17 protein-coding genes and 1 other RNA gene are annotated in these 19964 nt (G+C 63.3%); 15 read left to right on the top strand and 3 right to left on the bottom strand.

Going from position 1 to position 19964, the window contains the following annotated elements; translation table 11 throughout:
• The first annotated feature begins 271 nt into the window (after nt 1-271).
• Nucleotides 272-1627: a serine hydrolase domain-containing protein gene (locus ACQ5BM_RS00750; RefSeq protein WP_429806563.1), complete on the top strand. Its 1356-nt coding sequence runs from the start codon at nt 272-274 to the stop codon at nt 1625-1627.
• Between the two features lie 43 nt (nt 1628-1670).
• On the opposite strand, the gene ACQ5BM_RS00755 is transcribed toward ACQ5BM_RS00750, so the two are convergent.
• The 3 genes from ACQ5BM_RS00755 to ACQ5BM_RS00765 form a co-directional block, all read right to left on the bottom strand.
• Nucleotides 1671-2720, bottom strand: coding sequence for a transglycosylase SLT domain-containing protein (locus ACQ5BM_RS00755; RefSeq protein ID WP_429806564.1), 1050 nt, complete (start codon nt 2718-2720; stop codon nt 1671-1673).
• Nucleotides 2721-2837: 117 nt separating this feature from the next.
• A complete protein-coding gene (locus ACQ5BM_RS00760) occupies nt 2838-3473 on the bottom strand; it encodes a LysE family translocator (protein WP_429806566.1) in 636 nt (211 codons plus the stop codon).
• 232 nt (nt 3474-3705) lie between these two features.
• The gene (locus tag ACQ5BM_RS00765; RefSeq protein ID WP_429806568.1) at nt 3706-4920 is read right to left on the bottom strand and encodes a pyrophosphate--fructose-6-phosphate 1-phosphotransferase; all 1215 of its coding nucleotides are present in this window, start codon (nt 4918-4920) and stop codon (nt 3706-3708) included.
• Between the two features lie 427 nt (nt 4921-5347).
• Here ACQ5BM_RS00765 and ACQ5BM_RS00770 point away from each other — a divergent pair, with 427 nt between their 5' ends.
• From ACQ5BM_RS00770 to murD, 14 genes are all read left to right on the top strand, one after another.
• Nucleotides 5348-6055, top strand: a complete 708-nt coding sequence (locus ACQ5BM_RS00770; protein ID WP_429806570.1) for a TerB family tellurite resistance protein — start codon at nt 5348-5350, stop codon at nt 6053-6055.
• Complete coding sequence (locus ACQ5BM_RS00775) at nt 6052-6816, top strand: N-acetylmuramoyl-L-alanine amidase (protein ID WP_429806572.1); 765 nt, start codon at nt 6052-6054, stop codon at nt 6814-6816. The genes ACQ5BM_RS00770 and ACQ5BM_RS00775 overlap by 4 nt, the downstream gene beginning before the upstream one ends.
• Nucleotides 6817-7040: 224 nt before the next feature.
• Nucleotides 7041-7568 carry a lytic transglycosylase domain-containing protein gene (locus ACQ5BM_RS00780; RefSeq protein ID WP_429806574.1) on the top strand — a complete coding sequence of 176 codons (528 nt, stop codon included), beginning with the start codon at nt 7041-7043 and terminating at the stop codon, nt 7566-7568.
• A 192-nt stretch (nt 7569-7760) separates the two neighbouring features.
• On the top strand, nt 7761-8951 hold the full coding sequence (locus ACQ5BM_RS00785) for an NAD(P)/FAD-dependent oxidoreductase (RefSeq protein WP_429806576.1): 1191 nt from the start codon (nt 7761-7763) through the stop codon (nt 8949-8951).
• Between the two features lie 106 nt (nt 8952-9057).
• Nucleotides 9058-9457: RNase P RNA component class A (rnpB, locus tag ACQ5BM_RS00790), an RNA gene on the top strand.
• 101 nt (nt 9458-9558) lie between these two features.
• Nucleotides 9559-10095: a hypothetical protein gene (locus ACQ5BM_RS00795; protein WP_429806578.1), complete on the top strand. Its 537-nt coding sequence runs from the start codon at nt 9559-9561 to the stop codon at nt 10093-10095.
• 500 nt (nt 10096-10595) lie between these two features.
• Complete coding sequence (mraZ, locus tag ACQ5BM_RS00800; RefSeq protein WP_429806579.1) at nt 10596-11036, top strand: division/cell wall cluster transcriptional repressor MraZ; 441 nt, start codon at nt 10596-10598, stop codon at nt 11034-11036.
• Between the two features lie 14 nt (nt 11037-11050).
• Nucleotides 11051-12076 carry a 16S rRNA (cytosine(1402)-N(4))-methyltransferase RsmH gene (rsmH, locus tag ACQ5BM_RS00805; protein WP_429806581.1) on the top strand — a complete coding sequence of 342 codons (1026 nt, stop codon included), beginning with the start codon at nt 11051-11053 and terminating at the stop codon, nt 12074-12076.
• A gap of 6 nt (nt 12077-12082) precedes the next feature.
• A complete protein-coding gene (gene ftsL / locus ACQ5BM_RS00810) occupies nt 12083-12469 on the top strand; it encodes a cell division protein FtsL (protein WP_429806583.1) in 387 nt (128 codons plus the stop codon).
• Entirely contained in the window at nt 12469-14217 is a 1749-nt protein-coding gene (locus ACQ5BM_RS00815) for a peptidoglycan D,D-transpeptidase FtsI family protein (RefSeq protein ID WP_429806585.1), read from the top strand. The genes ftsL and ACQ5BM_RS00815 overlap by 1 nt, the downstream gene beginning before the upstream one ends.
• A gap of 66 nt (nt 14218-14283) precedes the next feature.
• A complete protein-coding gene (locus ACQ5BM_RS00820; RefSeq protein WP_429806586.1) occupies nt 14284-15747 on the top strand; it encodes a UDP-N-acetylmuramoyl-L-alanyl-D-glutamate--2,6-diaminopimelate ligase in 1464 nt (487 codons plus the stop codon).
• A gap of 1 nt (nt 15748) precedes the next feature.
• On the top strand, nt 15749-17188 hold the full coding sequence (locus ACQ5BM_RS00825; RefSeq protein ID WP_429806588.1) for a UDP-N-acetylmuramoylalanyl-D-glutamyl-2,6-diaminopimelate--D-alanyl-D-alanine ligase: 1440 nt from the start codon (nt 15749-15751) through the stop codon (nt 17186-17188).
• Nucleotides 17189-17463: 275 nt separating this feature from the next.
• The gene (gene mraY / locus ACQ5BM_RS00830; RefSeq protein ID WP_429806590.1) at nt 17464-18564 is read left to right on the top strand and encodes a phospho-N-acetylmuramoyl-pentapeptide-transferase; all 1101 of its coding nucleotides are present in this window, start codon (nt 17464-17466) and stop codon (nt 18562-18564) included.
• Between the two features lie 7 nt (nt 18565-18571).
• Nucleotides 18572-19963: a UDP-N-acetylmuramoyl-L-alanine--D-glutamate ligase gene (gene murD, locus ACQ5BM_RS00835; RefSeq protein WP_429806592.1), complete on the top strand. Its 1392-nt coding sequence runs from the start codon at nt 18572-18574 to the stop codon at nt 19961-19963.
• Nucleotide 19964: the final 1 nt, after the last annotated feature.

Consider the following 19964-nt stretch of genomic DNA (forward strand, 5'->3'; position numbering starts at 1 on the left):
ACTGGTTCGAGAGCATCTTTCGGCTTCAGGTAATTCCAAGTGCGCGCGGGAGGCTTCAGGGCACTGCGGACCTTCGCTCGCAGGCTAGAAATTGGAAACCAGCAATTTCCGGGCTTTTCCCGGCGGCGAAATGCTGGTTCTTTCTCTGAAACTCGACAGCGCGCCTGCGCCCAATCGGACACGAGAACGGCTGTAGCGCTTTGAAATGCTGCGGGTATCTGTCCTTGGCCCGCACGGCTGCAAGGAAATGTGAGACGGCCGGAGGGAGCGCATGGGACGCATATTGAGGAGATCAGGTGCGGCGCTGGTGTTGGGCATCGTCGCCATCGGCGCATGGCTTGCGATCGCGCCGCCTGAGCTTCTCAAGGTCGGCGATGGTTATGCGGCGAAGATCGTCTGCTCCAATGTCTTCATCGCAAAACGGGACGCCCAATCGGTGCTGGCCGATGACGTCCAGGCGCCGGGCCACCCCTTGCTGAAGCTGGTGAAGGTTGCCGTCGATCCCCAGAGGCAGATGGTGACCGCGCAGATCCTCGGCTTTGCTGCCGCAGGATACGCCGCCTACAGACCGGGCGCAGGCTGCGCAAGCCTGCCGGACGGCGACGGCACGCGCTTGCCGCCGGTCAAGACGGCTGCGGCCGTGGTGGACGCACCCGCCGCCGGAGCACCCTGGCCGGAGGGCGAAGGGGCCGCGATCGATCCCGCCCTGCAGAAGCTTGTCGAGGATGCCGATCTCGCCGGTCCGGGCGTGCGGGCGATTGCCGTCATCCGCGATGGTCGCCTGATCGCCGAGACCTATGGCCAGGGCTTCGACCGTTCGACGCCCTTGCTCGGCTGGTCGATGACGAAATCGGTCACGGCGGCGCTGATCGGCCTGCGAGTGGCTGAAGGCAAAATGGAGATGGCGCGCGCCGGGCTTCTGCCGCAATGGGCGAGCGACGAGCGGGCAAGCATCACGCTTGCCGACCTGATGGGCATGCAGAGCGGCCTCGAATTCAACGAGAACTATGGCGACGTCACCGACGTCACGCGCATGCTCTATCTTGAAAAGGACATGGCGGGCTACGCGGCCGCAAAGCCGCTGACATCCGATCCGGGCGAGAAGTTCAGCTATTCCAGCGGCACGAGCACGCTGCTGTCACGCCTCTGGATGCGAAGCTTCGACGATCCGGCGGCGGCACTCGCCTTTCCGCATGATGCGCTGTTCGCCCCTTTGGGCATGAGGAGCGCCGTGCTCGAAACCGATGCCAGCGGCACCTTCGTCGGCTCGTCCTACATGTATGCGACCGCGCAGGACTGGGCGCGTTTCGCGCAGTTCCTTTTACAGGACGGCGTCTGGAAGGGGAGGGCGATGCTGCCGAAGGACTACGTCGCCTTCATGCGTCGGCCAACCAAGGCCTCGGAGGGAAAATATGGCCAGGGGCAGGTGTGGCTGGAGGAAAACGGTGTCCGCGCAGGCTCGGGCCGCTTCCCGGCGGATGCGTTCTGGATGCTCGGCCATGACGGCCAGGCGATCATGCTGGTGCCTTCTCTGAAGCTCGCGGTGGTCCGGCTGGGGCTGACGCCCTCGCGCCTCGGCTACGACGTGCAGAAACTCAACGCCAAAATAATAGAGGCGCTCGATTGAGCGCCTCGCAAAATCACCTGAGCTCGGCTCAAGCGGCCTTGGCTCACTTCATGCCGAGTTCTTCGAGAAGGCCCTTGCGCTTGGCGTGGTAGTAGTAGCCGCTGGCATAGAGCTTGACCGCGCTGTCGTGCTGGTTGTCGGCCACCATCCAGGCGCCGTGCAGATATTTCGTCGCGTATTTGAGGTTGGTTTCGGCGTCGAACAGGCCCTCCGCCGGACCGTCATAGCCGAGACCCTTGGCGGTGTTGTAGCGGATCTGCATCAGGCCGTAATTGCCGTTGCTGTAGGCGCGCGGATTGTAGTTGCTCTCGCGCTTGACGACACGGTGAACGAGCTCGACCGGGATGTCGTTCAGATCGGCATAATACTTGATCAGCTTGTCGAGGTCGGGACGCGAGCTCGTCGGCGCCTTGCTGAGCTTCATCGAATCCGGAATGACGCTGGCAACGGCTGCGACCGTCGAACCGATGACGCCTGTCTTCGGGCGCTCGGTCGGCACGATCATGCGGTTGGCGACCAGTGTTTCGAGACCGACGGGCTCGCCGGTGTCGAAGTCCGATTCCATCGCGGCGGCAACCGCGAGCGTCGAAACCGGAAGATCCTGCACGCGGCTGGTCTTGCTCGCAACTTCTGCAGAGGCCGGTGCCGGCACTTGCGCAGCATTGGCGGAAACCTGGGTAACGGCGGCGGCTGCCGTTTCTGCATTGGCGACGGCAGGCGTCGTCGGGGCGACCATGGCAAGCGCCATGGTGCTGCCCGGCTTGGATGCGGGAACCGCAACCATCGCCGGGGCGGCTTCGGCGCCTTGTGCCAGGTCGGCCGCGACCGGATAGGTGGCAGCCATGCCCGATGCCTGGGCGGTCGTCTGTGCCGTCAGGGCGGCGCTCGTCGCGGTGGCCACACCGTCAGGCGTGGGCAGCGCGTAGGCCGTCATTTCCGTGCCGGGCTTTGCGAGTGGGGTGACCGTCTGTACGGCGGTCAGTTCTTCGAGCGACGTGTGCTCTACCGTAGAGCATCCCGAGACGATGGTCGCCGACAGGATAGCTGCCACGCCAAACGTCTGTTTGGAAAGGGAAATACGGTACTTCGCCATTCTGTCACTTTCGTGCTTCTGGGCCCCGTCGCCCCCTGCAAATCAGCGGTTGCCAGCCGCCAAGAGTGAATCTCCATTAACCTATGAGGCTGGCGGCGGCAAGCGCAGGCGACAATTTCACGCCGTGGCGCGCTTCATCGTCGCCGTCAGAAGCCCCGCGCCGATGAGCATGGAGCCGCCGGCGCGGTTGACGATCCGGCGGATATTCGGCCTAGAAATCGTGCTGCGCGCAGCGGTCGCAAGGGCTGCATAGAGGCTGGCATTGAGAATCGCCAGCGTCAGGAAGGTGAGCTCGAAAATCGCCATCTGGGTGAAGAGCGGCTGCGTCAGATCGAGGAACTGCGGCAGGAAGGCGACGAAGAAGACGATGCTTTTCGGATTCAATGCGGTCACCGCATAGGTATGGAAGAAGATGCGCAGCGGCCGCTCGGTGGCGGTGGTTTCGAGGTCGGTGTCGCCTCCGCCTGCCACCGGTGCACGCCAGAGCTTGATGCCGAGCCAGACGAGATAGGCGGCGCCCACCCATTTCAGCACGGTGAAGATCGCGGCAGAGGTCGTAAGCAGCGCGCCGAGGCCGAGCATGGAGGCGGTCATGGCGGTGAAATCACCGAGCGCTACACCGGCAACGGTCGCGCCGGCGGTCTTGCGGCCATGGCCGAGTGCATAGGAAATGACGAGAAGAATGGTGGGGCCAGGGATGGCGAGCAGCACGGCAGAGGCTGCGGCAAAGGCAAACCAATGTTCAAAGGACATGAAAAAGGCTCCGCGTTTCCTGCATAATTCCTTAAATCGGGAGCGATTTAAGGACAAAATTATGCAGCGGTCTAAAGTGCTACAGCGACCTTAGCGCGCCCTGACGCGCGGCGCTGTAGATGGTTCTCGACAATGAATATGCCGAGCCAGCCACGGAAACGCGGAGCCGTCAATCTCGAAATCAGGTGCTTTCGGCGTGCCGCAACGGGCGGCACGCCGAAGCCTATGATTGTCAGTTCTGCGCCTGCCACTTCTGGCCGATGACGTCCATGACCTCACCGAACCACTTGACCGAGGTGTCGAAGTGCTTGCCGCCCTTGATGCGCGGGAACTCGATCGTGCGCAGCTTGCCGCCCTGGTCCTCGTCGTGGCCGGTGACGCCCGAGACCTTGTTGAGCGCGCTTTCGACGGCGAGGTCGACCATGCTCTGGATCAGGCGCAGGTCGTCGCCGTTGGCCGGTGCCGAGCGGGCGTAGTAGCCGGATTTCTGCACCATCGAGCGCTCGGCGCCGAGCAGAGCGGCGAACTGCTTGGAGAACCAGTTGCCGACATTGATCGTGTCGATCTTCACGTGGCCGAAGGCATCGCGCTTGATCGTTTCGCCGGCCGCTTCCCGTTCGGCGACGATCGCATCGAGGCAGGCGCCTTCACTGACGAACAGCGTGACGAAGCCGGTGCGGTCCATGACCTTGCGCAGACGATCGGCTTCGGCCTGCAGATCGAACTTCATCTCCGGCAGGTAAAGGCCATCGATGTTCTTCATCTGGCGGTTCATCATGAAGCCGTCGACGAACTCCTTGTCGTCGACCGTCTGGATATAGGAGCGGGCGGTGGCCGCCGTCAGCCAGCCGCAATGGCGGCCCATGACCTCGTGCACGACCAGGGTGCGCGGTGCGGCGCTCTGCTCGTTGCTCACATTGTCGAAGAAGCGGGCGCCGTAGTCGGCCGCCGTCCAGGCGCCGAGCGTCTGGCGGATCGGTACCACGTCGTTGTCGACGGTCTTCGGCAGGCCGACCACAGTGAGGTCATAGCCATTGGCGCCGAGATAGGCGGCAAGGTCGGCTGCCGTCGTGTTGGTGTCGTCGCCACCAATCGTGTGCAGGATCGAGATGCCGTCACTGGCAAGCCGCTCGGCGGCGATGCGCAGCGGATTCTCGCCATCCTTGACGAGGCCGCGCTTGACGCAATCGGCCGCGTTGGTGAGCTTGACGCGGCTGTTGCCGATGGGCGAGCCGCCATGGCGATGCAGGATGTGCGCCTTCTCGCGCATGTCGCGCGTGATCTCGATGCGGTCGGCCAAGAGCAGGCCCTGGTAGCCGGAGCGATAGGCGACCAGCTCGTATTCGGGCGCGACGTCCGTGTAGCGCTCGATCAGACCCCCAACGGCGGATGACAGACAGGGCGCGAGCCCGCCGGCCGTCAGCATTGCGACTTTTTTCTTGGCCATGTTTCCTCCTCGGGATTTTGGCATGCGATGGGTGGGGCCTCCATAACGCAAATCAGATGGAAATTAAATGACGGGCCTGTGGATGTTGTGTCGAGGCGCTGCCGCCAGGAACCAATGAAGGCTGCATGGCCGGGCAGGGCAGATGCGCGCGGATTGTCGCAGGGCGCTATCCGGGCAGTTCTGCGCTGAGGCGGCCGCGAGCGGTGCAGTTGCTGGTTTTCAGGGCGGCGATGACATCTCCTTTTTATTGAAGGCTGTTCCCGCGGTAACAGCTTTCTGTCGGCTGGCTGTCGCAAGTTCAACAGATGGATTGACAATAGTGAGGGGCCATCACAAATTCGTCATCCTCGTGGTTCGGGCCGCCCACCGCTTGCAATTTGCCACCACATCGGTCCATGCTATAGGGTGGAGAGACAGGGAACCTCGTATGTCATTCTGGGACAGCCTCCTCAAGATCGTTACTGCCACCGGCAATGCGCTTGCCGGCGTGGTCGAGGCCGTGCGCACCCTGTTCGAGGGCGATCCGGAAACACGGCGCAAGGTGGCCTTCTCCGTCGCCATGATCGCGCTTTCGGCCAAGATGGCCAAGGCCGACGGCATCGTGACCGAGGCCGAGGTGGCCGCCTTCCGCGACATTTTCCAGTTTCCGCCGGATCAGGCGCAGAACGTCGCCCGTCTCTATAATCTGGCGCGCCAGGACGTCGCCGGTTACGAGGCCTATGCCGAGAAGATGGCGTCGCTGTGTTCGTCCTGCGAAAAGAACTGCCCGATCCTCGAGGATATTGTCGACGGCCTCTTCCATATCGCCAAGTCTGACGGGGCGGTGCACGAGCGCGAGCTCGCCTTCCTGATGCGCGTGGCCGATATCTTCGGCATGGACGAGGCGCATTTCGCGCGGATCATGGCCCGTCACGTTCACGGCGACGGCCGTGACCCCTATCAGGTTCTCGGCGTTTCGCGTAAGGATGATTTCGCCGATATCCGCAAGCGTTACCGGGTGCTCGTTTCCGAAAACCATCCGGACATGCTGGTGGCTCGCGGCGTACCGCAAGAATTCCACGCGATCGCCAATGATCGCATGGCGGCGCTGAATGCCGCCTATGAGGCGATCGAGAAAGAACGCCGAGCCGCATGACCTCGAAATACTGCGATTATCCGGGTGCACGCTTCATGCCGTCGCCCAATTTCGGCGACCGCGTCGGCCAGCGCGCCCCGGATATGATCGTTCTGCATTACACCGGCATGCCGACGGGGGCCTCTGCGCTCGAATGGCTCTGCCGCGAGGAGAGCCAGGTCTCCAGCCACTATTTCGTCCACGAGGATGGGCGCGTCGATCAGCTCGTGCCGGAGGCACGCCGTGCCTGGCATGCCGGCAAGAGCTATTGGAAGGGCGAGACCGACATCAACTCCTGCTCGATCGGTATCGAGATCGCCAATCCCGGCCACCCGGGCGGGTTGCCGGACTTTCCGGAAAAGCAGATCGCGGCGGTTGTGGAATTGTGTCGCGACTGTGGCCAACGCTGGTCGATCGCGCCGGAAAGAGTGCTCGCACACAGCGATATCGCCCCTATTCGCAAGGTCGATCCGGGAGAAAAATTTCCCTGGCACATTCTTCATCGCGAGGGGGTCGGCCACTGGGTGGAGCCGGCTCCGATCGGCGGCGGGCGGTTTTTTCAGCGCGGCGACCGCGGCCAGCCGGTGGAGGCCATCCAGTCGATGCTGTCGCTCTATGGCTATGGCATTGATGTGACTGGCGAATTCTGTGAGAAGACCGAAGGCGCCGTTGCCGCTTTCCAGCGGCACTTCCGACAACAAGGGGTCGACGGCATCGCCGACATCTCAACCCTCGATACGCTGCACCGCCTGCTCTCCGGCCTACCGCAATTCACCGCCTGACGCGGAAGATTTTTTCGTCATAACGGCGCTTTTGCAGAAATTCGTGGCATGAATTTTTAGCTTTGCCACATGTTTACCATGATGCGGCATTCATTTCCCGCTCCATTGGAACTGCAGGAGCATCAGGGCGCAACGCTCACTTCCTGTGAATGAAACGATCGGGAAGTGAGGCTCGAGGCGGGGTGCGCCTCGGTCCATTCCCCAGACCGGAGAATTCAAACTACATGAGAATCTCGTCTGTTGCTGCGGTGGCGGCATGCCTTGGCATGTTCTTCGCCGGGATGGGTACGTCGTATGCGGGGAATGTCGACGAAGCCATCAAGACCTCATCCATCCAGTCCGTCACCCGGACCACAGGCTATCCCAAGCCGGATCTCCTCCAGAGCGCTGAGTATACGGGTCTGATCAAGACCTACGCCAAGCAGTACGGCGTTCCGATCGACCTGGCGCATGCGATCGTCAAGGTCGAAAGCAACTTCAATCCCAAGGCGCGCGGCAGCGCCGGCGAAATCGGCCTGATGCAGATCAAGCCCTCCACCGCCCGCATGATGGGCTATTCCGGTTCCTCCAAGGGCCTCTACGATCCGGAAACCAACATCAAGTTCGGCATGAAGTATCTTGCCGTGGCGCATGAGCTGTCCGGCGGCACCACCTGCGGTACGGTTCTCAAATACAATGCCGGCCACGGTGCCAAGCGCATGAACCCGGTTTCCAAGCGCTACTGCGGCAAGGTTCAGGACATCATCGACTGATCGATCGATTGACCGGCGCAGCGAGACTTCGCTCAGCAGCCAAAGAGCTTCATCCGCCAGCCGCGCCCGGTGATGGCGGATGCTCCAGCCGGACAGGTATCGCGTTCCGGCGCACACGGAATTCCCTACAACCATCGTGCCATATCGGCGCCGGCGTGCTATCTCCCCTTGAGCAAGAGGACGAGGAGCGGCATGTCGGAGAGCTTTGATTTCATTGTCGTCGGCAAGGGCATGATGGGGGCTGCGGCCGCGCGCCACCTGGCGCTTTCGGGGGCCAGCGTCGCGCTGATCGGTCCGGACGAGCCGACGGACTGGGCCAATCATACCGGCGTCTTTTCCAGCCATTACGACAATGCCCGCATCACCCGCACGATCGACCACGATCCGATCTGGGCGCGGCTCGCCAGGCGTTCGATCGAGCGCTACGGCGAAATTGAAGGCGAAAGCGGCATCGTCTTCTACCACGAAGTCGGCTGCCTGATCGCCGGGCCGGTGCCCGGATCGTCCTACGACTATATCGAGGAGGTGGAAAAGGCGCGCGATGCGCTTGGCGTCGAGGCGCCGCTCAACGATGACGAAAAGCTGTCGCAGCGCTTTCCCTGGTTCCGTTTTCCGCCAGGCACCGCCGGCGTCCACGAAAGGCGCGGGGCGGGCTACATCAATCCGCGGGCGCTGGTCGCGGCACAGACGGTATGCGCCGAGAAGGCGGGTGCCCGGATCGTGCGCAGCGAGGTTGCGGCCGTAGCGGAGGACCGTGACCGCGTGGTCGTCACGATGGTCGACGGAAAGCATTTCGCTGCCGGCCGGGTGATCGTTGCCGCCGGCGGGTTCTCGATTTCGGCAGCGCTCTTGCCGCGGCCGATCGATCTCACCGTCAAGGCGCGAACCGTATTCTTCGCCGAGGTCGCAAACGGTGATCTCTCCGGTTTCAAGGGCATGCCGTCGCTGATCGGCGCGGCGCCCGAACAGGAGAGAAGCTACTACCTGCTGCCGCCGGTCGGCTATGCGGACGGCAAGCACTACATCAAGATCGGCGGCGATCCGACCGACAGGATCCTCGACGGCGAAGCGGCGGTGCGGCAATGGTTCCGCGGGCCGGGCAGTGCGGCAGCGGCAGAGCACTTGCGCGGACTGCTGGCCGAGGTTATGCCGGGCTTGCAGCCGGTTTCCACCCATTTTTCGCCCTGCGTCACCTCGTTCACCCGGCACGGGCGGCCCTATATCGGCTTTGCCGAGGGGAGCCGCATCGCCGTCGTCACCGGCGGCAACGGCCAGGCGGCGAAGAGTTCCGACGAGATCGGTCGGCTCGGCGCGGTCCTCGTGCTCGACGGCCGGATCGACGAGGCCGAATACGACGCGGATTTCTCCGTCGCGTTTCGCTAGGTCAGGGCATCGTCCATTCAGGTCGATCCGATCTGCCCTGTTGGCTGCCGAAAAAACCTGCCGTTTTTTCTGGCGCAAGGCGGGGGCTTGCGTTAAGGAGCGCGTGCCAGTTGGCCGGGCAGCCGCTCTCCGCAAGTGCCGAAAGGTCGCGGGGGGAGGAAAGTCCGGGCTCCACGGAAGCACGGTGCCGGATAACGTCCGGCGAGGGTGACCTCAGGGAAAGTGCCACAGAAAGCAAACCGCTCCGCTCGCGGAGTAAGGGTGAAAGGGTGGGGTAAGAGCCCACCGCGGACATGGCGACATGGACGGCACGGTAAACCCCACCGGGAGCAAGACCGAATAGGGATGACGCGGGCGCGCAAGCGCTCAGCCTGTTTCCGGGCCAGTCATCCGGGTGGGTTGCAAGAGGCTGCGTGCAAGCGCAGTCCCAGATGAATGGCTGCCACGTTCCGTTGCCTTCGGGTGGCGGGGCCATACAGAACCCGGCTTACAGGCCAACTGGCGATTTCTCTTACCGACGCACCACGGCGACGCTGAATTGACAAGCGGTCCGATTGCCCGTTCCTCTGGGTGAGGATGTGGTGCGTTTCTTGGAAGGGTCCGCAGCATGATTGCGAGATTTGCCTTTGCCTGCGGTCGTTCGATCTTTCCTGCGGCGCTCCTATCCGCCTTCCTATGCACACCGCCGGCCTTCGCGCAGACGACCGATCCGCGGCCCGAGCAGTTTCCGGTCACCAGGATCTACAAGGGCAAGGCGAAGGCGCCGGACTTCAAGGGGCGGGACAAGGACTTTGCGTCCTTTCGCACGCGCATCCGCAACGGCATGAAGGAAGGCCCGAATTTTGCCGGTGAATATACGATCATCCAGGTTGGCTGCGGTGCCGGCTGCTCCTTTGCGATGGTTGCAAACAACCGCACCGGGCAGATGTTCGATTTTCCGCGCGGTGGCGAAGACAACATGTATCTCAGCTTGAGGTACGTCCTCGACAGTGCGCTCGTCGTTGCTCAATGGGCGAGTTACGAAACGCAGAAATGCACCGTCGAGCATTTCCGCTTCGACCAGGGCAAGTGGTCCACGCTCGCAAAACGAGACGTGGGCGACATGGATGCCTGCTACCGGACACTCGACGAAAACGCACCTTGAGCTCGCGGATCAGCGCTCGCAAATCGGGTTAGGCATGCCTCATTTTTCGCGTCGGTGGCGCCGTTTTGCGCGCGGATTTTTCGCTGCCGTTGCGCCTTCCCGTTTCGCGACGGCGCGCGGAACACTCTGCGCAGGTCACATTGCTGCGCTTTTCTCACATTCTGATTTTTCAACGATCTGAAGCCGTTCGACCATCGCATTCCCGGACGGTGGGGTCTCTTCGTAACCCTTCGTTAAACTTAACAACCTATCAATATTTGATCAGCTCGGCGGCTGTTTACGAACCCATTCCCATTGACGCCCATATGGTCCCATGATATCCCATAATGGCACTGCGCAGGGGCTGCTTCGCGGCCCGACATCGCAAGATTCCAATGCCTTCCGGCTTCGGAAGGTGGGCGGGCATTCCAGTGTCCGGCAGAGGTGTCTTGCATGTGCGGTGACGTGTTCGCGCGGGTCGATGATCGTGGCCCGTCAGTCTTGGGCGGCCGTTTCGCGTTATGAACCGCTTCTTGTCACATGCTGCCAATCGGATCGATGCGAAGGGGCGGGTCTCCGTTCCCTCGGCGTTTCGTTCCGTGCTGTCGGATGGGGGCGTCCGGGAGTTATACTGTTTTCAGGATTTCGTCTTTCCGGCGATCAGCGTCGGCGGGCCGGAACTTCTGGATCGGTTCGAGAAGCAGATGGCGGCCGAGGATCCATTTTCTCCGGTGGCCAACGAGATGTCGCTGCTCGTTCATGGTGGAGGCGTCTTCGTGAAGCTCGATACCGAAGGTCGGTTGATGGTGACGGATTTCATCCGCGACTTCACCGGAATCTCGACCGACGTGATGTTTGTCGGGCGGGGCGATTATTTTCAGCTCTGGGAGCCGCAGGCCTTCATCAAGGCGCAGGCGGTGGCCCGGGAAGGGCGCAAGTCACGGGGGTTGCGTCCAGACTAGAATGGAGAGGCGGAATGGTGACGGAACAAGGCGGAGGTATTCCTGAAGCCGAAGGCGGACCGGTTCGTCACATTCCCGTCCTCTTGCCGGAAGTTCTTGCAGCGCTCGAGCCTGCACCCGGCAAGGTCATCCTCGACGGTACCTTCGGAGCCGGCGGCTACAGTTCGGCAATCCTGAAGGCCGGTGCCGACGTCATCGCGCTCGACCGCGATCCGACGGCGATCGCTGCAGGTGAGAAGCAGGTCGCCGAATGGGGCGGCCGGTTGAAACTCATTCATGCGCAATTCTCCGATCTTGCCGCCCATGCGCCGGCCGAAGGGCTCGACGGCGTGGTGCTCGATATCGGCGTCTCCTCCATGCAGATCGACGAAGCCGAGCGTGGCTTCTCCTTCCAGAAGAAGGGGCCGCTCGACATGCGCATGTCGGCATCGGGCGTTTCGGCGGCCGATGTCGTCAACCGCGCCAAGGTCTCCGACCTCATCCGCATCTTCGGCTTTCTCGGCGAAGAGAAGCAGGCGGGCCGCATTGCCCGCGCGATCGAGAAGCGCCGGGCCGAGCAGCCCTTCGAGACGACCCGCGATCTCGCCGGCCTGATCGAGGTGGTGACGCCGCGCAAGGCGAAAGACAAGATCCATCCGGCCACCCGCGTCTTCCAGGCGCTGCGCATCTTCGTCAACGATGAGCTCGGCGAGCTGGCTCAGGCGCTGTTCGCCGCCGAAAAGGTCTTGAAGCCAGGCGGACGCCTTGTCGTCGTGACCTTCCATTCGCTCGAAGACCGCATCGTCAAGGCTTTCTTCCAGGATCGTTCCGGCAAGGCCAGCGGCTCGCGCCACCTGCCCATGGTTTCCGCGCGCGCCGCAACCTTCACGCCAGTTGGCAAGCCTATGGTGGCGGCCAGCGAGGAAGAAGCGTCCCTCAATCCGCGCGCCCGCTCCGCAAAGCTGCGCGCCGGGATCCGCACGCAAGCCGCGTCGCCGGGAAACGATCTATCCATTTTCAATCTGCCGGAACTGGCGAGCCTTGCAAGGTTGGGGGGCTGACAAGACATGCTTCGAACGCTCGATATCGTTCTGATCGTCGTCATGACGGCTGCCGCGACGGTGACCTATACGATCAAGCACCGCGCCGAAAACAAGCTTGAGGAAGTCCGCAAGCTCGACGCGGCGATCAAGCTCGAGGAAGACACGATCGATCTGCTTCGTGCCGATTGGGCGCTCTTGACGCAGCCGAACCGGCTGGAGCGTCTCGTCGGCGCTTTCGGTGCCGACCTGCAGCTTCAGCCGACGCCTTCGACGCAGCTCGCCCAGCCGCAGGAACTGCCGATGCTGAAGGCGGATCTGCCGGTGCCTGAAGACGAAAAGGCTGCGAAGGACGGCGTCGCGGCCATCATCAACAAGACGGATAACATGGCAACTGGCTCGGTGGCGCGCTGATGTCGTTTCTCTCCCGCATCATGGTATTGAAGAGCAAGGCGCATTTCTCGGCAGGCGGCAACAACCGCCCGGCGGAAGGCGGCCTCAACGTCACCTTCCAGGGGACGCGCAAGAAGACCACCAACCAGGCGAAGAACCGCGTCGCCATCGTGATCGCGAGCTTCGGTATCGTCTATGCCGTCATCGGTGGCCGCCTCGTGCAATACGGCATGGCAGCGCCCGAAACGGTTTCGAGCATCGGCCGCGCCGACAACCTGATGGCCTCGCGCCCTGATATTCTCGACCGCAACGGCGAGATCCTCGCGACCGACATCCGCACCGTTTCGCTCTATGCCGAGCCGCACAAGATCGTCGATGCCGACGAGGCGGTGGAGCGGCTGGCGACGGTATTGCCGGACATCAATACCCGCGAGATCTACAACAAGCTGAAGTCGAAATCGCGTTTCCAGTGGCTGCGCCGCCAGCTCACGCCGAAGCAGCAGAGCGACATCCTGGCGCTCGGCATTCCCGGCGTCGGCTTCCGTCCTGAAAAGCGCCGCTTCTACCCCGGCGGCCACACCGCCGCGCATATCCTCGGCCACGTCAACATCGACAACCGCGGCGTTGCCGGCATGGAACGCTATATCGACAGCCAGGGTCTCGCCGATCTTGCCGCGATCGGCATGACCAGCGACGCCAAGCTCGAGCCGGTGAAACTCTCGATCGACGTGCGCGTGCAGAACATCGTGCGCGATGTCATCGATGCCGGCATGAAGAACTTTCAGGCACTGGCCGCCGGCGCCGTCGTGCTCGACGTGCATACCGGCGAAGTGCTGGCCATGGCCTCCGTCCCCGACTACGACCCGAACAAACCGGCCGAAGGGGCGGAAGAAGGCTGGATGAACCGCATGTCGAACGGCACGTTCGAAATGGGCTCCACCTTCAAGACCTTTACCATCGCCATGGGTCTCGACTCCGGCAAGGTGACGCTGAACGACAGCTTCGACGCCTCGGCGCCGATCCGCATTGGCGGCTTCACCATCAAGGACTTCCACGGCAAGCGCCGCGTGCTGACCGTTCCGGAAATCTTCCAGTATTCGTCGAACATCGGCACCGCCAAGATCGCCGACCTCGTCGGCATTCCCGGTCACAAGGAATTCCTGACGCGCCTCGGCCTGCTTTCCAAGCTGCCGACCGAACTGCCGGAAGTGAAGACGCCCAGCCAGCCGCGCGAATGGAAGAAGATCAACTCGGTCACCATCTCCTTCGGCCACGGCGTCTCGACGACGCCGTTGCAGACGGCGGTTGCGGGTGCTGCACTCGTCAACGGCGGCAAGCTGATCGAGCCGACCTTCCTGCCGCGCACCGAGGAGCAGGCCAACGCAGTCGCCACGCCGGTGGTGAAGAAGAGCACCAGCGACGACATGCGCTTCCTGTTGCGCTGGAACGGCATTGCCGGTTCAGGCAAGCGCGCGCTGGTACCGGGCTTCAATGTCGGTGGCAAGACGGGCACGGCCGACAAGGTGGTCAATGGCCGTTATGCCAGCGACCAGAATTTCAACGCCTTCCTCGCGGCCTTCCCGATCGACAATCCGAAATACATCGTGCTCACCTTCATCGACGCGCCGAAGACCGGCGAGGGTGGCGGGCGCACGGCAGGCTCGAACGCAGCTCCGATGGTTCGCGACATCATCAGCCGCTCCGCGCCGCTGCTCGGTGTCGAACCAAAGTTTGGAGAAGACGGTTCTGCCTTGCTTGTGTCTTATTAGACATGAAATGAGAAAGCGGACGATTCGCGATTCTTGCGGATCGAAATCGATGCGAGACGTGCGTTCATGAAGATCAAAGAGCTGGCGGGATCGAACTTCCCGGAACTTTCGGCGCAATTGAGCGGCGCTGCCGCCGAAATCGACGTTGCCGGACTGACGGCCGATAGTCGGCAGGTTCAGCCAGGGGATCTCTTCGTCGCGGTTGCCGGCAGCAAGGCCAATGGCAACACCTATATCACCGACGCGCTGAAGCGCGGCGCGGTCGCCGTCGTCACGGAAGCGGGCTCGGACGTGGATGCCTCGTCCGTGCCGGTGCTGAAGCTCTCGGAGCCCCGCGCTTTCCTGGCGCGTGCCGCCGCCGCCTTCTATGACCGCCAGCCGGAGACCATGGTTGCCGTGACCGGCACCGCCGGCAAGACCTCGGTCGCCTCCTTCACCCGCCAGATCTGGGCGCATTCGGGCTTGACTGCCGCGATGATCGGCACGACAGGCGTCGTCGCTCCCGGTCGCAACGATTACGGCTCGCTGACGACGCCCGATCCGGTGTCGCTGCACAAGCTGCTCGCCGAACTGGCCGATGCCGGTGTCACCCATGCGGCGATGGAAGCCTCCAGCCATGGCCTCGACCAGAGCCGTCTCGACGGCGTGCGCCTTTCGGCCGCCGCCTTCACCAATCTCGGGCGCGACCACATGGACTACCATCCGACGGTCGAGCATTACATGGACTCCAAGATGCGGCTGTTCAATGCGCTCCTGCCGAAGGGCGCGCCGGCGGTGATCTTTGCCGACGACCAATGGTCCGACCAGGCGATCGCCGCTGCCCGCAAGGCGAAGCTCGACGTGCGCACCGTCGGCCGCAAGGGCGACTTCATCTCGCTGAAGCGCGTCGAGCATTTCCGCCACAAGCAATCGGCCGAAGTGCATGTCGGCGACGACATCTTCGAAATCCACATTCCGCTCGCCGGCGATTTCCAGGTGGCGAATGCGCTGGTCGCGGCGGGTCTCGCCATGTCGACCGGCATCAGCGCCAAGGCCGCCTTCTCCGCGCTCGAGAAGCTGCAGGGCGCATCCGGCCGACTCGAACTGGTCGGCCAAACCAAGGATGGCGCGCTCGCCTATGTCGACTATGCCCACAAGCCGGATGCGCTGGAAAACGTGCTCGCCTCGGTGCGTCCGTTCACGACCGGCCGCGTCGTCGTGGTCTTCGGCTGCGGCGGCGACCGCGACAAGGGCAAACGCCCGATCATGGGCGAGATCGCCACGCGGCTTGCCGACGTGACGATCGTTACCGACGACAATCCGCGTTCGGAAATCCCCGAGGTTATCCGCGCCGAAATCATGGTTGCCGCCAAGGGCGCGATCGAGATCGGCGACCGTGCCCAGGCGATCCGCACGGCGGTCGGCATGCTGAAGACCGGCGACACGCTGATCGTCGCCGGCAAGGGACACGAGGAGGGCCAGACGATCGGCTCCGTGACGCTGCCCTTCTCGGATCATGCGGAGGTCCGCAAGGCATTGGGAGGCTTGTGATTTGAACTGGCTCTGGACAAGCAGCGATCTCCTGGCCGCGATGAACGGCCGGCCGGTTGGCAACCTGCCCGAGGGCATCTCGGGGATTTCGATCGACAGCCGCTCGATCGGCAAGGGCGAGGCTTTCTTCGCGATCAAGGGCGACCGGGTCGATGGTCACGACTATGCCGGCATCGCGCTCGCCAACGGCGCGGCGGTGCTCGTCGTCAGCGAAGGCAAGCTGCCGGCGCTCGGACGATTGAATGCACCGATGATCGTCGTCGACGACGTGCTCGAAGCGATGATCCGGCTCGGCTGTGCGGCGCGTGACCGCAGCGCCGCCAAGATCATCGCCGTCACCGGGTCGGTCGGCAAGACCACGACCAAGGAGATGCTGCGCCATGTGCTTAAGCCGCAGGGCCGCGTGCATGCGTCGGTCGCCTCGTTCAACAATCATTGGGGCGTGCCGCTGACGCTGGCGCGCATGCCCGAGGCAACCGATTTCGGCATCTTCGAGATCGGCATGAACCACCCGGGCGAGATCCGGCCGCTGACCGCCATGGTGCGGCCGCATGTGGCCATGGTGACGAGCATCGCCGCCGCCCATCTCGGCAATTTCGAGAGCCTCGACCAGATCGCCGAGGCCAAGGCCGAGATCTTCGAGGGCGTCGTCAATGGCGGCCATGCGCTGATCATTCATGACAGCCCGCAGTACAAGCTTCTGGAAAACGCCGCCGCCGCGGCCGGCGTCAGCCATATCCATTCCTTCGGCGCCAATCCAAAGGCTGAATTCCGGCTGGTCGAATTCAGCGGCGGTCCGGAAGGCTCCATTCTCTGGGCCGGCATCGGCGGCCGGACGCTGGAAGTGGCGATCGGCGCGCCCGGGCGGCACATCGCGGAAAATGCCGTTGCCGTCCTGGCGGCGGTGAAGCTTGCCGGCGCCGATCTCGACTATGCGGCTCAGGCGCTTGCGACCATGCAGGCCGAAACGGGCAGGGGCCGGCGCCATACGCTTGCGATCGGGACCGGCACGCTGAAACTTATCGATGAGAGCTACAATGCCAATCCGAGCTCGATGCGGGCGGCGATCGCGCTTCTGCGCGACAGCGAACCGCCGGCCGGCGGCCGCCGTATCGCCGTGCTCGGCGACATGCTGGAGATGGGCGAACATGCCGCCGACGTGCATGCGGCACTCGCCCGGCCGCTCGTCGAGGCCGGGATCACCGATGTCTGGCTTGCCGGGCCTTTGATGGCGCATCTGCGTGATGCCCTGCCGCCGGAGGTCTCCGTGATCTACCGCGAGAGCGTCGAGGACCTGAAGTCCTATGCGCTGGCCGCGGTCGCGCCTGGCGACGTCGTCATGGTCAAGTCGTCGAAGGGGACCGGTTGCGCCAAGATCGTGCAGGCACTGATCGAAGCCTATCCGGCGGCGCAAGCCGAAGTATCCGTGGCCGAGGGATAACCGGCGCAAAACAGTGCCGGCGCTGCCGCCCATGATAGGCGCGGTGGATACAGGCGCGGTGGATACAGCCTGGAGTTAGGTGGGCGCCCTAACACTTTCGCATGCTGCCGCATAATTCCTTAATTCGGAATCGATTTAGGAATTGTGCAGCGGACCAAAATGTTACAGCGACCTTTGCGCGTCTCGTTAGACGCGCGGCGCTGTAATGCGTATCGTTTTTCAGATGATTCTGTTGGACGACGTGGATTACTAAAACCTTTGGGGAAAGGTCCCTTATGCTCATATGGCTCGTGGAACTGGCGGACCACTTTCAGTTTTTCAATCTCTTTCGCTACATCACCTTCCGCACCGGTGCGGCGCTCTTCACCTCGGCCATGATCGTCTTCCTGTTCGGCCCGGCAATGATCGCATCGCTGCGCATTCGCCAGGGCAAGGGCCAGCCGATCCGCGCCGACGGGCCGCAGACGCATTTCAAGAAGGCCGGCACGCCGACCATGGGCGGCCTGATGATCCTTGCCGGCATCGTCGTCTCGTCGCTGCTCTGGGCCGATCTTTCGAGCGTCTATGTGGTCTCGACCCTGCTCGTCACCCTCGGCTTCGGCGCCATCGGCTTCTATGACGACTACCTCAAGGTCACCAAGCAATCGGAGAAGGGCTTTTCCGGCAAGGCGCGCCTCGGCATCGAATTCGTCATCGCGGCGGTCGCCGTGTTTTTCATGATGCAGGCCTCGCTTTCGAGCGGTGCGGCCGGCTCGACCTTCGGCTCCTCGGTGACGTTCCCCTTCTTCAAGGACCTCATTCTCAATCTCGGCTATTTCTTCGTGTTGTTCGGCGGTTTCGTCATCGTCGGCGCCGGCAATGCCGTGAACCTGACCGATGGTCTCGACGGCCTTGCGATCGTGCCGGTGATGATCGCGGCGGCCGCCTTCGGCCTGATCTCCTATCTCGCCGGTAACGCCGTCTTCGCCAACTACCTGCAGATCCATTTCGTGCCCGGCACCGGCGAGCTCGCCGTGATCCTCGGCGCCGTCATCGGCGCCGGTCTCGGCTTCCTGTGGTTCAACGCGCCGCCGGCGGCAATCTTCATGGGCGACACCGGGTCGCTCGCCCTTGGCGGCCTGATCGGTACCGTCGCCGTCGCCGTCAAGCACGAGATCGTCATGGTCATCATCGGCGGCCTCTTCGTCATGGAAACGCTGTCGGTCATCATCCAGGTCTTCTGGTTCAAGCGCACCGGCCGACGCGTCTTCCTGATGGCGCCGATCCACCACCACTTCGAAAAGAAGGGCTGGACCGAAAGCCAGGTCGTGATCCGCTTCTGGATCATCGCCGTCATCCTGGCGATGATCGGCCTCTCCACCCTCAAGCTGCGGTGAGCGGACGATGATCCCGGTCACCACATTTAGGGGTAGGAAGGTCGCTCTCTTCGGTCTCGGCGGTTCGGGGCTTGCAACGGCCGAGGCGCTGGTCGCCGGCGGCGCCGAGGTCACCGCCTGGGATGACAATCCGGATAGCGTCGCCAAGGCTGCGGCCGCCGGCGTGCCGACGGCGGACCTGCGCACGGTCGAGTGGGCCGCCTTTGCCGCCTTCGTACTTTCGCCCGGCGTGCCGCTCACCCATCCGAAGCCGCACTGGACGGTGGATCTCGCCCATGCAGCCGGCGTCGAGATCATCGGCGACGTGGAACTCTTCGTGCGCGAGCGCCGCGCCCATGCGCCCGATTGCCCTTTCATCGCCATCACCGGCACCAACGGTAAATCGACCACCACGGCGCTGATCGCCCATATTCTGAAGGAAAGCGGCCGCGATACCCAGCTCGGCGGCAATATCGGCACGGCGGTGCTGACCCTTGGGTCCCCGAAAGCCGGTCGCTTCTACGTGGTCGAGTGTTCGTCCTACCAGATCGACCTCGCGCCGACGCTGAACCCGACCGCCGGCATTCTCCTCAATCTGACGCCTGATCATCTCGATCGCCACGGCACCATGCAGCATTACGCCGACATCAAGGAGCGGCTGGTCGCCGGCAGCGGCACGGCCATCGTCGGCGTCGACGACAGCTTCTCGGCGCTGATCGCCGACCGCGTCGAACGCGCCGGCACGAAGACGGTGCGCATTTCGCGCCGCCATGTGCTCGCCAATGGTCTCTATGCCGAAGGCTCGCGCATCATGAGAGCCGAAGGCGGCACGTCGAGCCTGTTCGTCGATCTCGATGGCATCCAGACGCTGCGCGGCGGCCACAATGCCCAGAACGCGGCGGCGGCCATTGCCGCCTGCCTCGCGGTCGGCGTCAGCGAGGCGGAGATTCGCGCTGGGCTCAAGAGCTTCCCGGGCCTCAAGCACCGCATGCAGCCGGTTGGACGCAAGGGCACGGTCGTCTTTGTCAACGACAGCAAGGCGACCAATGCGGACGCGGCGGCCCCGGCGCTTTCGAGCTACGAGCGGATCTACTGGATCGCCGGCGGCCTGCCGAAAGAGGGGGGCATCACGACGCTTGCGCCCTTCTTCCCGAAGATCGTCAAGGCCTATTTGATCGGCGAAGCGGCGCCCGCCTTTGCGGCGACGCTCGGCGAAACAGTTCCTTACGAGATTTCGGGCACGCTGGAACAGGCGGTGGCGCATGCGGCGGCCGAGGCCGGCAGGGACGAAGCCGGCCCTTCGGCGGTGATGTTATCCCCGGCTTGCGCAAGCTTCGACCAGTATAAGAACTTCGAGGTACGCGGCGATGCCTTTGTCGGCCATGTGCGCGCGATCGAAGGCGTGACGATGCTGATCTGAC

It is taken from the genome of Ensifer sp. B1-9, assembly GCF_050474445.1.
Lineage (GTDB): Bacteria > Pseudomonadota > Alphaproteobacteria > Rhizobiales > Rhizobiaceae > Ensifer.

Bases quoted from the DNA above. Each gene is read 5' to 3' on its own strand.
- ACQ5BM_RS00750 (WP_429806563.1), top strand. From the start codon at position 272: ATGGGACGCATATTGAGGAGATCAGGTGCGGCGCTGGTGTTGGGCATC.
- ACQ5BM_RS00755 (WP_429806564.1), bottom strand. From the start codon at position 2,720: ATGGCGAAGTACCGTATTTCCCTTTCCAAACAGACGTTTGGCGTGGCA.
- ACQ5BM_RS00760 (WP_429806566.1), bottom strand. From the start codon at position 3,473: ATGTCCTTTGAACATTGGTTTGCCTTTGCCGCAGCCTCTGCCGTGCTG.
- ACQ5BM_RS00765 (WP_429806568.1), bottom strand. From the start codon at position 4,920: ATGGCCAAGAAAAAAGTCGCAATGCTGACGGCCGGCGGGCTCGCGCCC.
- ACQ5BM_RS00770 (WP_429806570.1), top strand. From the start codon at position 5,348: ATGTCATTCTGGGACAGCCTCCTCAAGATCGTTACTGCCACCGGCAAT.
- ACQ5BM_RS00775 (WP_429806572.1), top strand. From the start codon at position 6,052: ATGACCTCGAAATACTGCGATTATCCGGGTGCACGCTTCATGCCGTCG.
- ACQ5BM_RS00780 (WP_429806574.1), top strand. From the start codon at position 7,041: ATGAGAATCTCGTCTGTTGCTGCGGTGGCGGCATGCCTTGGCATGTTC.
- ACQ5BM_RS00785 (WP_429806576.1), top strand. From the start codon at position 7,761: ATGTCGGAGAGCTTTGATTTCATTGTCGTCGGCAAGGGCATGATGGGG.
- ACQ5BM_RS00795 (WP_429806578.1), top strand. From the start codon at position 9,559: ATGATTGCGAGATTTGCCTTTGCCTGCGGTCGTTCGATCTTTCCTGCG.
- mraZ (WP_429806579.1), top strand. From the start codon at position 10,596: ATGAACCGCTTCTTGTCACATGCTGCCAATCGGATCGATGCGAAGGGG.
- rsmH (WP_429806581.1), top strand. From the start codon at position 11,051: ATGGTGACGGAACAAGGCGGAGGTATTCCTGAAGCCGAAGGCGGACCG.
- ftsL (WP_429806583.1), top strand. From the start codon at position 12,083: ATGCTTCGAACGCTCGATATCGTTCTGATCGTCGTCATGACGGCTGCC.
- ACQ5BM_RS00815 (WP_429806585.1), top strand. From the start codon at position 12,469: ATGTCGTTTCTCTCCCGCATCATGGTATTGAAGAGCAAGGCGCATTTC.
- ACQ5BM_RS00820 (WP_429806586.1), top strand. From the start codon at position 14,284: ATGAAGATCAAAGAGCTGGCGGGATCGAACTTCCCGGAACTTTCGGCG.
- mraY (WP_429806590.1), top strand. From the start codon at position 17,464: ATGCTCATATGGCTCGTGGAACTGGCGGACCACTTTCAGTTTTTCAAT.
- murD (WP_429806592.1), top strand. From the start codon at position 18,572: ATGATCCCGGTCACCACATTTAGGGGTAGGAAGGTCGCTCTCTTCGGT.